Annotated in this window: 14 protein-coding genes; 7 read left to right on the top strand and 7 right to left on the bottom strand. The window is 71.7% G+C overall.

Features of this window, described 5'->3' with window-relative positions:
- Positions 1–101: 101 nt before the first annotated feature.
- From ACIP67_RS17485 to ACIP67_RS17455, 7 genes are all read right to left on the bottom strand, one after another.
- Positions 102–389, bottom strand: coding sequence for a DUF1416 domain-containing protein (locus ACIP67_RS17485; protein ID WP_009189358.1), 288 nt, complete (start codon positions 387–389; stop codon positions 102–104).
- Between the two features lie 45 nt (positions 390–434).
- Positions 435–1,280 (bottom strand): sulfurtransferase, encoded by an 846-nt coding sequence (locus tag ACIP67_RS17480; RefSeq protein WP_401692605.1) that lies wholly within the window; start codon positions 1,278–1,280, stop codon positions 435–437.
- Between the two features lie 136 nt (positions 1,281–1,416).
- A complete protein-coding gene (locus ACIP67_RS17475; RefSeq protein WP_385102562.1) occupies positions 1,417–1,500 on the bottom strand; it encodes an Ms5788A family Cys-rich leader peptide in 84 nt (27 codons plus the stop codon).
- A gap of 210 nt (positions 1,501–1,710) precedes the next feature.
- The gene (locus tag ACIP67_RS17470; protein WP_401692604.1) at positions 1,711–2,439 is read right to left on the bottom strand and encodes a DUF2993 domain-containing protein; all 729 of its coding nucleotides are present in this window, start codon (positions 2,437–2,439) and stop codon (positions 1,711–1,713) included.
- Between the two features lie 161 nt (positions 2,440–2,600).
- Positions 2,601–4,088, bottom strand: coding sequence for a hypothetical protein (locus ACIP67_RS17465; protein WP_401692602.1), 1,488 nt, complete (start codon positions 4,086–4,088; stop codon positions 2,601–2,603).
- Positions 4,089–4,090: 2 nt separating this feature from the next.
- A complete protein-coding gene (locus ACIP67_RS17460; protein WP_385070311.1) occupies positions 4,091–4,345 on the bottom strand; it encodes a MoaD/ThiS family protein in 255 nt (84 codons plus the stop codon).
- A gap of 41 nt (positions 4,346–4,386) precedes the next feature.
- The gene (locus ACIP67_RS17455; protein WP_401692600.1) at positions 4,387–5,226 is read right to left on the bottom strand and encodes an alpha/beta hydrolase; all 840 of its coding nucleotides are present in this window, start codon (positions 5,224–5,226) and stop codon (positions 4,387–4,389) included.
- 170 nt (positions 5,227–5,396) lie between these two features.
- Between ACIP67_RS17455 and ACIP67_RS17450 the strand changes: the two genes are divergently transcribed.
- The 7 genes from ACIP67_RS17450 to ACIP67_RS17420 all read left to right on the top strand — a co-directional run bounded on the left by ACIP67_RS17450 (position 5,397) and on the right by ACIP67_RS17420 (position 13,256).
- Complete coding sequence (locus tag ACIP67_RS17450; RefSeq protein WP_401692599.1) at positions 5,397–6,176, top strand: winged-helix domain-containing protein; 780 nt, start codon at positions 5,397–5,399, stop codon at positions 6,174–6,176.
- Between the two features lie 105 nt (positions 6,177–6,281).
- On the top strand, positions 6,282–7,304 hold the full coding sequence (locus ACIP67_RS17445) for a LacI family DNA-binding transcriptional regulator (protein WP_401692597.1): 1,023 nt from the start codon (positions 6,282–6,284) through the stop codon (positions 7,302–7,304).
- A gap of 185 nt (positions 7,305–7,489) precedes the next feature.
- A complete protein-coding gene (locus ACIP67_RS17440; RefSeq protein WP_401692596.1) occupies positions 7,490–8,593 on the top strand; it encodes a S1C family serine protease in 1,104 nt (367 codons plus the stop codon).
- A gap of 30 nt (positions 8,594–8,623) precedes the next feature.
- Positions 8,624–8,815 (top strand): hypothetical protein, encoded by a 192-nt coding sequence (locus tag ACIP67_RS17435; RefSeq protein WP_401692594.1) that lies wholly within the window; start codon positions 8,624–8,626, stop codon positions 8,813–8,815.
- A 64-nt stretch (positions 8,816–8,879) separates the two neighbouring features.
- A complete protein-coding gene (locus tag ACIP67_RS17430; protein WP_401692592.1) occupies positions 8,880–9,614 on the top strand; it encodes a response regulator transcription factor in 735 nt (244 codons plus the stop codon).
- The gene (locus ACIP67_RS17425; RefSeq protein ID WP_401692591.1) at positions 9,611–11,068 is read left to right on the top strand and encodes an ATP-binding protein; all 1,458 of its coding nucleotides are present in this window, start codon (positions 9,611–9,613) and stop codon (positions 11,066–11,068) included. The genes ACIP67_RS17430 and ACIP67_RS17425 overlap by 4 nt, the downstream gene beginning before the upstream one ends.
- Before the next feature lie 97 nt (positions 11,069–11,165).
- Complete coding sequence (locus ACIP67_RS17420) at positions 11,166–13,256, top strand: pectinesterase family protein (protein ID WP_401692589.1); 2,091 nt, start codon at positions 11,166–11,168, stop codon at positions 13,254–13,256.
- Positions 13,257–13,396 lie beyond the last annotated feature (140 nt).

The raw sequence follows: 13,396 nt of genomic DNA, 5'->3' as shown, positions 1-13,396 counted from the left end.
AGGGCCGCACCCCTGGCGTCCAACCCGCGGGGTGCGGCCCTTCGGTCGTTCATCGGTCCGTTCAGACCGTCACCGGTCCGTCCGGACCGTCAGCGGTCCGTTCAGACCGCGATCGCGACCTCCGCGAGGCCGCCCTTCTGGGCGACGACCGTGCGGTCGGCGGTGCCGCCGGGAACGAGCGCACGGACGGTCCAGGTGCCCTCGGCCGCGTAGAAGCGGAACTGGCCCGTGGCGGAGGTCGGGACCTCCGCGGTGAACTCGCCGGTCGAGTCCAGCAGACGGACGTAGCCCGTCACCGGCTCGCCGTCGCGGGTCACCTGACCCTGGATGGTGGTCTCACCGGGCTTGATCGTCGAGGCGTCCGGGCCGCCGGCCTTCGCTCCACACATGTCTTTCTCCAGAAGGGGTCTGACCAGAAGGTCGGTCGGGTGGGGTTACTTGTTGGCGCCGAGCTCGATCGGCACACCGACGAGGGAGCCGTACTCGGTCCAGGAGCCGTCGTAGTTCTTGACGTTCTCCACGCCCAGCAGCTCGTGCAGCACGAACCAGGTCAGGGCCGAGCGCTCGCCGATGCGGCAGTACGCGATGGTGTCCTTGGCCAGGTCGACCTGCTCCTCGGCGTAGAGCTCCTTGAGCTCGTCGTCCGACTTGAAGGTGCCGTCGTCGTTGGCGTTCTTCGACCACGGGATGTTGCGGGCGCTCGGGACGTGGCCCGGGCGCTGCGACTGCTCCTGCGGCAGGTGGGCCGGGGCGAGCAGCTTGCCGGAGAACTCGTCGGGCGAGCGGACGTCGACCAGGTTCTGCGCGCCGATCGCGGCGACGACGTCGTCACGGAAGGCGCGGATCGACGTGTCCTGCGGCTTGGCCTTGTACTCGGTGGCCGGGCGCTCGGGCACCTCGGTGCCGTCGACCAGCTCGCGGGCGTCCAGCTCCCACTTCTTGCGGCCGCCGTCGAGAAGCTTGACGTTCTCGTGGCCGTACAGCTTGAAGTACCAGTAGGCGTAGGACGCGAACCAGTTGTTGTTGCCGCCGTAGAGGATCACCAGGGTGTCGTTGGCGATGCCCTTCGCCGACAGGAGCTTCTCGAAGCCCTCCTGGTCGATGAAGTCACGGCGGACCGGGTCCTGGAGGTCCTGCGTCCAGTCGATCCGGATCGCGTTCTTGATGTGATTCTTGTCGTACGCGGACGTGTCCTCGTCCACCTCTACGACGGCGATGTTCTCGTCGTCCAGGTGGTCCTGCAGCCAGTCGGCGTCGACCAGGACGTCGCTGCGGCTCATGCTCGTTCTCCTCCGGGGCAGTTGCGGCGGGGGTGTGCAAGAAAGAGGGTGCGCGACCGGGCTTCGCCGGCGGCCGGCGCACGGATGCCCTCGAGCGAGGGCGCCGGGAGGCGCGGAAGGCCGGCGGCGCTTCCGCTCAGGAGGCAGGGCGACAGAGCATGGCGGCGACGCGGCACAGGTCTACTGCCCGCCGCTTCGTGAGATCCGCCTGTCGCTGCATCATGCGGTCGATCGTAGGGACGGACAGGCGGGCATGTCACCGGCGTGTCGTATGGTGAGACGCGATCGTCCGAATGGCGGAAGGCGGAGGCGATCCGGGAGGTCGCCGCGGGCACGCCGACGGTGCGCGCCCGCCGTCCCATCTGCGGTGCGGACGCGGGCGTCTCGCCCTTCGGACCGAGGTCGCCCGGTGGGGGCGTCGAAGGCGCTCCTACCCGGCCAGCCGGACGTCGGAACCCTTCACGGAGATCTGCACGCCGTTCGCCCCCGCCTCGACCTTGTCGAGCTGGATGCCACCGGGCAGGTCGTCGATCTTCTGCTCGAAGTCGGTGATGGAACGGACCTCGTCCTCGGCGGTCTGCACACCGCCGAAGCTGGGCAGCGAGTCGGCGTGGACGCGGACGGTGTCGCCCTCGACGGCGACCGAGCTGAGGAGGGGGTAGGTCTTCTTCGCGCCCAGCGCGGTGACCTCGACATCGACCTTGATCTTGCCGTTGCCGCCGTCGGAGAGGCCGACGACCTGGGCCGTCACCCCGGGGAAGACCTGCGTCGCCTCGGGCTTCGCGGCCTTCAGCAGCTCGGTGTAGGTGAGGGAGGCCGTACCGGTGGCGGTGGCCGCGGTGGCGGAGCTGTAGTCGCCGGAGAACTCGACGCCCTTCATGTGCGCCTCGAGGTCGTCGATGCGGATCGTGCCGCCCTCGGTGCCCGCCGCCTCGTAGGTCGGGATGCCGACCTCCACGTCGTCCAGCTCACCGCCGACGACCTGGGTGAGGAAGGGGAAGCCGTTGATGGACACGTCCGGGGTGGCCGCGAGGTTCTCGCTCGTCTTCAGCCGGTCCGCGACCTCGCCCTCCGCGAAGTTCACGGCGAGGCGGTCGGCGAGCACGAAGAGGCCGCCGAGGACCACCACGAGGACCAGCAGTATTCGAAGCGCGCGCATTGCGGTCGTTCCCCCACCCGGACGGTCTGACAGTCAGTTCATGGACGAGTCACGGTAACCCCGCGCGGAAGGGGCGCCACCGGATTGTCGATCACCTGTGACAGACGACGCGGGGGGCGGCGGTCGGCGGCGGCGCGCCCCGGCCCGCCGCCGCCGACCGCTCAGCCCAGGGCCCGGCCGAGGACGTAGACGGCCGGTGCCGCGGCCGCCAGCGGCAGTGCCACACCCGCCGTGAAGTGGACGAAGCGCGACGGGTAGTCGTAGCTCGCGGCCCGGTGGCCGATCAGGGCGCACACCGCCGCTCCCGCGCCGAGGAACGCGCCCCGCGCGCCCAGATCCGTCAGCCCGCCCACGGCGACGCCCGCGCCCGCGGCGGCGAGCAGCGAGACGACCACCGACGCCGGGGTCGGCAGAGGCAGCGCACGGGCCAGGACGGCGACCGCGACCGCGGCGGCACCGACCGTCACCGCATCCGGGTCGGCCCCCAGGTGGCCGGTGGCCATGATGGCGAGCGCGGCCGAGGCGACCGTCGCCATCAGGCCGTACATCCGCTCGTCGGGGTCCGCGTGCGAGCGGAGCTGGAGGACCAGGCAGAGCAGGGCCCAGACGCCGAGCGTGCCGAGGATGGCGGCGGGCGCGTGGGCGCGGCCCGCGACGAGGAGCGCCACGTCGGCGACCAGCGCGCCCAGGAAGGCCAGGGCGATGCCCTGCCGGGCCGGCCACATGCCGTTCAGCCGGAACCAGCCCGCCGCCGTCACGGCCTGGAGGGCGACCAGCGGGACGAGCAACGCGTACGTGCCGACGGCCGCCGTACCGGACAGCAGCAGGCCGAGGAGCGCGGTGAGCGCGGCCGGCTGCATACCGGGCTCGATGATCGGCGAGCGGCCCTCCAGGCGGGCCCGCTGGGCGTCGGTGACGCGGGCGTTGCCGGCGAGGGTGGCGGGACCGTAGGAGGAGCGGTCGGAGCGCTCACCCTCCTGTTCCGGCCGGGGCTCGGGGGTGGGAGCGGGGGCCGCTGAGGGGGCGTGCGCGGAGGCGGAGGCGGCAGGCGCGGGAGCCGGGGCGGTGGGTTCGGCGGCCGGGGGCGTGTAGGACGCCTGCGGCCGCCCGTAGGAGGTCTGCTGCCCGCCGTACGACGCCTGCTGCCCGCCGTAGGAGCCCTGCTGCCCGCCGTACGACGCCTGCTGCCCGCCGTACGAGTCCTGCCGCCCGCCGTACGAGTGCTGCTGACGTCCGTCCGGCGCCTGCTGCTGTCCATGCGGCTGCGGCTGCCCGAGAGGCGGTGTCTGCTGTCCGTACGGTGTCTGCTGCTGCCAGGCCGGGGACGGTGCCGGCGCCGCGGCCGGGCCGGCCGGGGACGGGCTCTGCGGGCCGCCGTACGACGGGGCGTCGCCGGTCTGCGGCGGCAGGTACGCCGTCTCGGCCGCGTCCACGGCGGGGACCGGCGATTGCAGGCCGGTCTCCCAGGTCTGGCCCTGCCACTGCTGCGTGTGCTGGAGCCGGTCCTGCGGGTCCTCGTACCCGGGCCGGTGCTGTCCGGGCCACGCCTGCGGATGCTGCGGCTGCGACTGCGGCACCGGCTGCTGCTGATGCTGTGGCTGGTAGGGGTCGTAGCCCTCGTACCCCTGCCCGTACGGCTGGTCGGTCATCGTCACCCTCCTGCGAACGGCGGGAGCACCTCGACCGTGCCGCCGTCGGCCAGCCGTACCGTCTCATGTGCGCGGGTGCCCACGGGGTCGCCGTCGACGAGGAACGAGCACCGCAGCAGCACCCGCACGAGTTCACCGGGGTGCCGCCCGCGGGCGGCCTCGAGCGCCTCGGCGAGCGTGGCCGCGTCGTACGGCTCCTCGGCGACTCCCGCCGCGGCCTTGGCGGCCGCCCAGTAGCGCACCGTGCCCTTTGCCATCTCGTTCCTCAGTCAGTCCATCGACGGTCAACAGGGTCAGGCTAGCCCGCCCGGGAGACCGCCCACTCCCCGATGCGGGCCAGCAGGCCGTCGCCGGCGGCGTGCTCGGCGTGGCCCATTCCGGGCTCCAGCCAGAGTTCGCCGTGTTCACCGGCGGCCTCGGCCAGCATCCGCGGGTGGTCGACCGGGAAGTAGCCGTCCCGGTCGCCGTGGACGATCAGCAGCGGTGTGGGCGCGATCCGCGGGACGGCCTCCGTCGGGGACAGCGGTACGGGGTCCCAGTCCCGGTGGTGGATGCGGGTACGGAAGCCGTAGCGGCCGACCAGGCGGCCCTCGGGGCGGGTGACCAGCCAGTGCAGGCGGCGCATCGGGGCCGTGCCCCGGTAGTACCAGCGGGCGGGCGCGCTGACCGACACCACCGCGTCGACCGTGCCCGGGTGCAGTGCCGCGTGCCGCAGCACCACCGAGCCGCCCATGGAGAAGCCGACGGTCACCACGCGCGCGTGCCCGAGCGAACGCGCCCACTCCACGGCGGCCGCCAGGTCCAGGACCTCGCGGTCGCCCACCGTGGAGCGTCCGCCGGAGCGGCCGTGGCCCCGGAAGGAGAAGGTGACGACAGCCCCGTGGCGGCGGAGGACCGAGGCGATCCGGCGCACGTGCGGACGGTCCACGTCACCGGTGAAGCCGTGGGCCACGACGAACACGGGGTGACCGGAGGGTGGCGTGGAGGCGTCGTATACGACGGCGCCCGGATCGTATACGGAATCGACGGACAGGCCGTCGGCCGTGTGCAGAAACGTCCGCAATGGTGCGCGTCTGCTCGTCTCGGAGTGCGGACGAGCGGTGGAACGCGCCACATGACCTGCCCGGCTGTTGCTCATGTGGGCTATTCTGCTGGGCAGAGGACTCGGGCAGCGTAGCCCCCGGGTCCTTTTGTGCTTTCGGAAGCGTTGTATACGAAGCGGGAAACCGCAGGTGTACGGGGCCCCGGGATCGCAGAGCAGTGCCGCACCGCACACGTCCTCGCAGGGACCGAGGAGGAACCAGACGTATGAGTTCTCTGCTGCTCCTGACCAACGCCCTCCAGCCGTCGACGGAGGTGCTCCCCGCACTCGGCCTTCTGCTGCACAACGTGCGGGTGGCTCCGGCGGAGGGCCCCGCCCTCGTCGACACCCCGGGTGCCGACGTCATCCTGATCGACGGGCGCCGTGACCTGCCGCAGGTGCGCAGCCTGTGTCAGCTGCTGCGCTCCACCGGACCCGGCTGTCCGCTCGTCCTCGTGGTGACCGAGGGCGGTCTCGCCGCCGTCACCGCCGACTGGGGCATCGACGACGTGCTGCTCGACACCGCCGGCCCGGCGGAGGTCGAGGCACGGCTGCGGCTGGCCATGGGCCGCCAGCAGATCGTCAACGACGACTCCCCCATGGAGATCCGCAACGGCGACCTCTCCGTCGACGAGGCCACCTACTCCGCGAAGCTCAAGGGCCGCGTCCTCGACCTCACCTTCAAGGAGTTCGAGCTCCTGAAGTACCTCGCGCAGCACCCGGGCCGCGTCTTCACGCGCGCGCAGCTGCTCCAGGAGGTCTGGGGCTACGACTACTTCGGCGGCACCCGGACGGTCGACGTCCACGTACGGCGCCTGCGCGCCAAGCTCGGCCCCGAGCACGAGTCGCTGATCGGAACCGTCCGGAACGTCGGTTATCGATTCGTTACCCCCGAAAAGATCGACCGTACCGCCGAGGACGCCAAGGGCAAGGCGGACCGGTCAAAGGCGGACGATGCGGACAACGCGGTCTCCGTGGGCGCGGAAGAGGTCGCGGCGGAGGCGTGACGCCGCCCGGGCCGGGCACCGCTCCCTCGGGCCGGGGCGGGCTCCGGCGACGGGAGGGTGCTCCACGCCCTGCCCGTGACAGGTCCATCCGCGTAGACTCCGCGCGTGGCCAAGGTAACCAGGGATGACGTGGCGCGGCTGGCGGGGACGTCCACTGCCGTCGTCAGCTATGTCATCAACAACGGACCCCGGCCGGTCGCCCCGGCCACGCGCGAGCGTGTCCTCGCCGCCATCAAGGAGCTGGGGTACCGGCCCGACCGGGTCGCGCAGGCGATGGCCTCCCGGCGCACGGACCTCATAGGCCTGATCATCCCCGACGCCCGCCAGCCCTTCTTCGGGGAGATGGCGCACGCGGTCGAGCAGGCCGCCTCCGAGCGCGGGAAGATGGTCCTCGTCGGCAACACCGACTACGTCGCCGAACGCGAGGTCCACTATCTGCGCGCCTTCCTCGGGATGCGCGTCTCCGGGCTGATCCTCGTCAGCCACGCGCTCAACGACCTGGCGGCCGCCGAGATCGACGCCTGGGACGCCCGGGTCGTCCTGCTGCACGAGCGACCCGAGGCCATCGATGACGTCGCCGTCGTCACCGACGACCTGGGCGGCGCCCAGCTCGCCGTACGGCATCTGCTGGAGCACGGCTACGAGTACGTCGCCTGCATGGGCGGCACCGCCGAGACGCCCTCCGTCGGCGACCCCGTCTCCGACCACGTCGAGGGCTGGCGCCGGGCCATGGACGAGGCCGGCATCGGCACCGAGGGCCGGCTCTTCGAGGCGCCGTACAACCGCTACGACGCCTACCGGATCGCCCTGGAGCTGCTGTCGGGGCCGGACCGGCCGCCCGCGGTCTTCTGCTCCACCGACGACCAGGCCCTCGGCGTGCTGCGGGCCGCCCGCGAGCTGCGCATCGACGTCCCCGGCGAGCTGGGCGTGGCCGGCTTCGACGACATCAAGGAGGCGGCGCTCGCCGATCCGCCCCTGACCACCGTCGCCTCGGACCGCTCGGCGATGGCCCGCGCCGCGGTGGACCTCGTCCTCGACGACGGGCTGCGGGTCGCGGGATCACGCCGCGAGCGGCTGAAGGTGTTCCCGTCGCGGCTGGTGGTGCGGCGGTCCTGCGGCTGCTCCTGACGCCTCGCTCCGCACGGGAGCTGTCTCATGAGGGCTTTGTGACATGAGGGCTTTGTGACATGAGGGCTTTCTGAGAAGCGCGGCGCCCCTTCCCACGGCCCCTTTATATCGGGCGAAGGAGCTTCTGCCGGGCTTCTCAGGGAGCGCTCAGGGAGCTCTCATCGTCAGGCGACAAGCTCATTGTCATGACCGAGAGCATCCGCCGCGACGGCGAGTACGAGACCGCGTACCAGACCCCCTACCAGGGCGCCCAGCTGCACGCCTCCGCCCCCGTCGACCCGGAGTGGCCGCCCCCGCCGGCCCACCAGCCCGCGCCGGGCGCCGACAGCGGCGGCACCGCTCTCCTCACCCACCCCGCCCCCGCCGCGCCCGCCGTCCCCCCGGTCGCCGAGCCCCCCGCCCGGAAGAAGCGCAACCGGGGCCCGATCGCCCTGCTCGCCGCCGTGGCGATCGTCGCCGCGGCCATCGGCGGCGGCACCGCCTACGGCATCCAGGAGCTGACCGGCAAGAACGACGTGGTCTCCTCGTCCACGACCACCAGCGTCGTCCCCTCCAGCAGGACGGGTGACGTGGCCTCGATCGCCGCGGCGGTCAGCCCGAGCGTCGTCGAGGTCAACGCCACCCTCAGCAGCGGCACCTCCACCGGCTCCGGCGTGATCATCACCAGCGACGGCGAGATCGTCACCAACAACCACGTGATCTCCGGCGCCTCCTCCATCAAGGTGAAGACCAGCGACGGCAAGGAGTACACCGCGCAGGTCGTCGGCACCGACAGCGCCAAGGACCTCGCCCTGATCAAGCTGGAGAACGCCTCCGGCCTGAAGGCGGCGACCCTCGGCGACTCCGACGGCGTCCAGGTCGGTGACACGGTCGTCGCGATCGGCTCCCCCGAGGGCCTCACCGGCACCGTCACCAGCGGGATCGTCTCCGCCCTCGACCGTGACGTCACCGTCTCGACCGACGAGAGCCAGGGACAGCAGCAACAGCAGCAGGGCGGTGGCTGGCCGTTCGAGTTCGGCGGACAGCAGTTCAACGGCGAGACCGGCTCGTCGACCACGACCTACAAGGCGATCCAGACGGACGCCTCCCTCAACCCCGGCAACTCCGGCGGCGCCCTGATCGACGCGAGCGGCAACATCATCGGCATCAACTCCGCGATGTACTCCGCCGCCGACGCCACCTCCTCCTCCGAGGCCGGCAGCGTGGGCCTCGGCTTCGCCATCCCGATCAACACCGTCAAGTCCGACCTGGCCACGCTGCGGGCCGGCGGCTCCGACAGCAACAGCTGACCCGTCCGTCCCACGCCCAGGGAGCACGTCATGATCAAGCAGGTTCCGCACACGGTGACCGGCGTCGGCCCGGCCGACCTCGCTCTGGCCCTCGGCGTGGCGTACGAGCTGCACCCGCCCGTGCGGCGGGCCCCGCGGGCCCCCGAGGTGGCGTCGGCCGCCGCCGGGACCACCGCGGGGCGGCGGACCACGGCCCACCGCCGCAGGACCGCCCGCGCCTGAGCACCTTTAGGCTGAATGAGTTCGTTCAGCCCCGACGCCCCACCGCACCGAGGAAGCCACGCCCATGAGCCCCGCCGAAGGCGACCGTGACCCCCAGCGCATCCTGATCGTCGACGACGAGCCGGCCGTGCGCGAAGCCCTCCAGCGCAGCCTGGCCTTCGAGGGCTACGACACGGAGGTCGCCGTCGACGGCGCGGACGCCCTGGAGAAGGCCACGGTCTACCGCCCCGACCTGGTGATCCTCGACATCCAGATGCCCCGCATGGACGGTCTGACCGCCGCCCGCCGCATCCGCGGCGCCGGCGACACCACCCCGATCCTCATGCTCACCGCCCGCGACACGGTCGGCGACCGGGTCACCGGCCTCGACGCGGGCGCCGACGACTACCTGGTCAAGCCCTTCGAGCTCGACGAGCTCTTCGCCCGCGTCCGCGCCCTGCTGCGCCGCAGCTCCTACGCTTCGGCGCAGACGGAGGACGTCCACGATGACGAGGCGCTCTCCTTCGGCGACCTGCGCATGGACCTCGCCACGCGCGAGGTCACTCGGGGGGCGCGGCCCGTGGAGCTGACCCGCACGGAGTTCACCCTCCTGGAGATGTTCATGGCGCACCCGCGCCAGGTCCTCACCCGGGAGCAGATCCTCAAGGCGGTCTGGGGCTTCGACTTCGAGCCGTCGTCCAACTCCCTCGACGTGTACGTGATGTACCTGCGCCGCAAGACCGAGGCGGGCGGCGAGCCGCGGCTCGTGCACACCGTGCGGGGCGTCGGGTACGTGCTGCGCCAGGGCGGGGCGGAGTGAACGGGTTCGTCCGCCGGTTCCGGACACTGCCGATCCGGGCGCGGCTGTCGATGCTGGTCGCGGCGGCGGTCGCGTTCGCGGTGGCGGCGGTGTCGGTGACGTGCTGGTTCATCGTGCAGGGGAAGTTGTACGAGCAGGTCGACGACGACCTGCGGCAGGCGAGGATGAAGGGGCCCGAGCAGCTCGCCCAGGTCACGGCCGCGGTCAACAACTGCACGCAGACTCCGCCGCAGGACGACGCCCCCTTCCGCAACAACCTCTACTCCCAGGTGGTCACGGCGGACGGGACCGCCTGCGTCATCGACGACTCCCTGGGCCTGGTCAAGGTCACCCAGGCCGACAAGAACGTGATCGAGAACGCCAGCTCCGGTGAGGGCGTCATCCGCAACGGCACCGACGAGGACGGCAACCCGGTACGCGTGCTCACCATGCCCCTGCCGCTGGAGAACACCAGCACGGGCGCCCACTCCTACGCCGCCCTCACGGTCGCCGTCTCCCTCAAGGGCACCCAGTCCACCCTCAACGACCTCGCCCTCATCCTCCTCCTCGTCTCCGGCATCGGAGTCGTCGGCGCCGGTGCCGCCGGTCTCGCCGTCGCGCGGGCCGGTCTGCGTCCCGTCGACAAGCTCACCGAGGCCGTCGAGCACGTGGCGCGGACCGAGGACCTGGGCGTCCGCATCCCGGTGGAGGACGACAGCGACGACGAGGTGGCCCGGCTCTCCCGGTCCTTCAACTCGATGACCTCCTCCCTGGCCAACTCCCGCGAGCTGCAACAGCAGCTCATCGCGGACGCCGGGCACGAACTGCGCACCCCCCTGACCTCCCTGCGCACGAACATCGAACTGCTCACCCGCAGCGAGGAGACCGGCCGGCCGATCCCCGCCGCGGACCGCAAGGCGCTGCTCGCGTCGGTGAAGGCGCAGATGACGGAACTGGCGTCGCTCATCGGCGACCTCCAGGAACTGTCCCGCTCCGAGGGCCAGCGCGGTGAGCGCGTCCAGGTGGTCTCGCTGGAGGACACCGTGGAGGCCGCCCTGCGCCGGGCGCGGCTGCGCGGGCCCGAGCTGTCCATCACGGCCACGCTCGAACCCTGGTACACCCGGGCGGAGCCGGCGGCGCTGGAGCGCGCGGTGGTCAACATCCTGGACAACGCGGTGAAGTTCAGCCCCGAGGGCGGCACGGTCGAGGTGCGGCTCAGCGAGGGTGTCCTGACCGTGCGGGACCACGGCCCCGGCATTCCCGAGGACGAACTCCCGCACGTCTTCGACCGGTTCTGGCGCTCCCCGAGCGCCCGTGCCCTGCCGGGATCGGGGCTGGGCCTGTCGATCGTCGCCCGCACCGTCCAGCAGGCGGGCGGCGCGGTGACCCTGGCCCGCGCGGAGAGCGGCGGCACGGTGGCCACCGTACGGCTGCCGGGGGCGCCGACCCCGCCGCCGGAGACCCCGGCCGTCTGACCCTCCGCCCTTCTCGCTCCCCGTCCCCGGCAACCTTTCCGTTCCGTGTGGCGACCCATCAGCGGTCCCCATCCCCCACACGGAACGGAAGAGCCGCATGAACGCACCCCGCGTCACAGACCCCGGCAAGCCCCGCCACCGCCGGCGCAGGCAGGCTCTCACGGCCGGTGTACCGCTGGCCCTGACCGCGGCCTGCGCGCTGGCGTACGGCACGGTGTCCGGACTCGGCGCCCCGCAGACCGCGTCCGCCGCCACCGCCGCCGCGCCCGCCTGGGCGACCGCCACCGCCGACGGGTTCGCCTCCGTCGACGCGCTCGGGCAGAACGGGACGTACGGCGGGCGGGACGGCGCGACCGTGACCGTCCGGACCCTCGCCGATCTGGAGAAGTACGCGACGGCGGCCGAACCGTACGTCATCGTCGTCGCCGCCGCCATCACCCTGGACACGGTGGGCAGGGAGATCAAGGTCGCCTCCGACAAGACCATCGTGGGCTCGGGGACGTCCGGGCAGATCGTCGGGGGCGGCTTCTTCCTCGGCACCGGCGTCCACAACGTGATCATCCGGAACCTCACCATCCGGGACACGTACCAGGGCACCTGGAACGACAAGGACCACGACTACGACGGCATCCAGATGGACGGCGCCCACCACGTCTGGATCGACCACAACGACATCCGGACCATGGCCGACGGCCTGATCGACGTCCGCAAGGACAGCACGAACGTCACCATCTCCTGGAACGAGCTGAGCAACGACAACAAGGCGCTCGGCATCGGCTGGACCGACAACGTCACCACCGACATCACGCTGCACCACAACTGGATCCGCGAGACCGAGCAGCGCAACCCGTCCGTCGACAACTGCGCCCACGCGCACCTCTACAACAACTACCTGGAGGACGTCTCCGGGACGAGCATCACGTCGTCGTACGGCAACTACGCGCGCGGCGGCACCAAGATGCTCCTGGAGAACAGCTACTTCCAGGGCTTCAACAACCCGGTCATCAAGGACAGCACCGCCTCGCTCGTGCAGAAGGGCAACGTCTTCTCCGGCACCTCGGGTCGCAACGAGTCCGGCGGCACGGCCTTCGACGCGACGTCCTACTACGCGTACACGCTGGACTCCGCCTCCACCGTGCCGTCCGTGGTGAAGGCCGGGGCGGGCCCGACCGGTTCGATCGGCACGACGTCCGCCTCCACCGTGGGCGCCTCCACCCTGGCCGCCGCCGCGACGACGCTGACCGTCGCCAAGGACGGCAGCGGCCAGTACACGACCGTGCAGGCCGCGGTGGACGCCGTACCCGCGAACAACACCTCGCGGGTCGTCATCTCCGTCGCGCCGGGCACGTACCGCGAGACGGTCAAGGTGCCCTCGAACAAGCCGTACGTCACCATCCAGGGCAGCGGTTCCAGCCGTAAGGACACGGTGATCGTCTACAACAACGCGGCCGGCACGCAGAAGCCCGACGGTTCGGGCACGTACGGCACCTCGGGCAGCGCCACCGTCGCCGTCGAGGCCGACGAGTTCCAGGCCCGCAACCTGTCGATCACCAACGACTTCGACGAGGGCGCCAACCAGTCCCTCTCCGGACACCAGGCGGTCGCCCTGCGCACCGCCGCCGACAAGATTTTCCTGGACAGCCTCATCATCACCGGTGACCAGGACACCCTGCTCCTGGACTCGGCCGCCAAGGACAAGATCGGCCGGGTCTACGTGACCAACTCCTACGTCCTCGGCAACGTCGACTTCATCTTCGGCCGCGCCACGGCCGTGATCGACAAGTCGATCATCACGCTCCGCAAGCGCTGGGACGGCTCCTCCGCCGGGTACATCACCGCACCCAGCACGGCCGCAGACCGCAAGGGCTTCCTCATCAACAGCTCCACGGTCAACGGGGACGTCTCCAGCAGCAGCTTCTATCTGGGCCGGCCCTGGCACGCGGGCGGCGACACGACCCTCGACCCGCAGACCACCGTCCGCAACACCAGCCTCAGCGCCGCGATCAAGTCCACGCCGTGGACCGACATGAGCGGCTTCTCCTGGAAGGACGACCGGTTCGCCGAGTACAAGAACACCGGCGCCGGCGCGGGCAGCGCGAGCAGCGACCGGCCCCAGCTGACCGACGCCCAGGCCGCCGACCAGGAGGTCGCGGACTGGCTGGCGGGCTGGACGCCCACCGCGTCCTGACCGGGGGCCGGGACGCGGGCGGGTGTCGCGACGGGTGTCCCGGCGGGTGTCCCCGGCGGGTGCCCTGGCAGGTGTCCCGGTGAGTGTCCCGGTGAGTGTCCCCGGCGGGTGTCCCGGCACGCCTTCGGCCGGACCGTGTC

The sequence above is a fragment of the Streptomyces sp. NPDC088812 genome, assembly GCF_044750285.1.
Classification (GTDB): domain Bacteria; phylum Actinomycetota; class Actinomycetes; order Streptomycetales; family Streptomycetaceae; genus Streptomyces.
The sequence above is the reverse complement of the archived record's forward strand: the minus strand, read 5'-3'. Positions and strand labels throughout refer to the sequence as shown.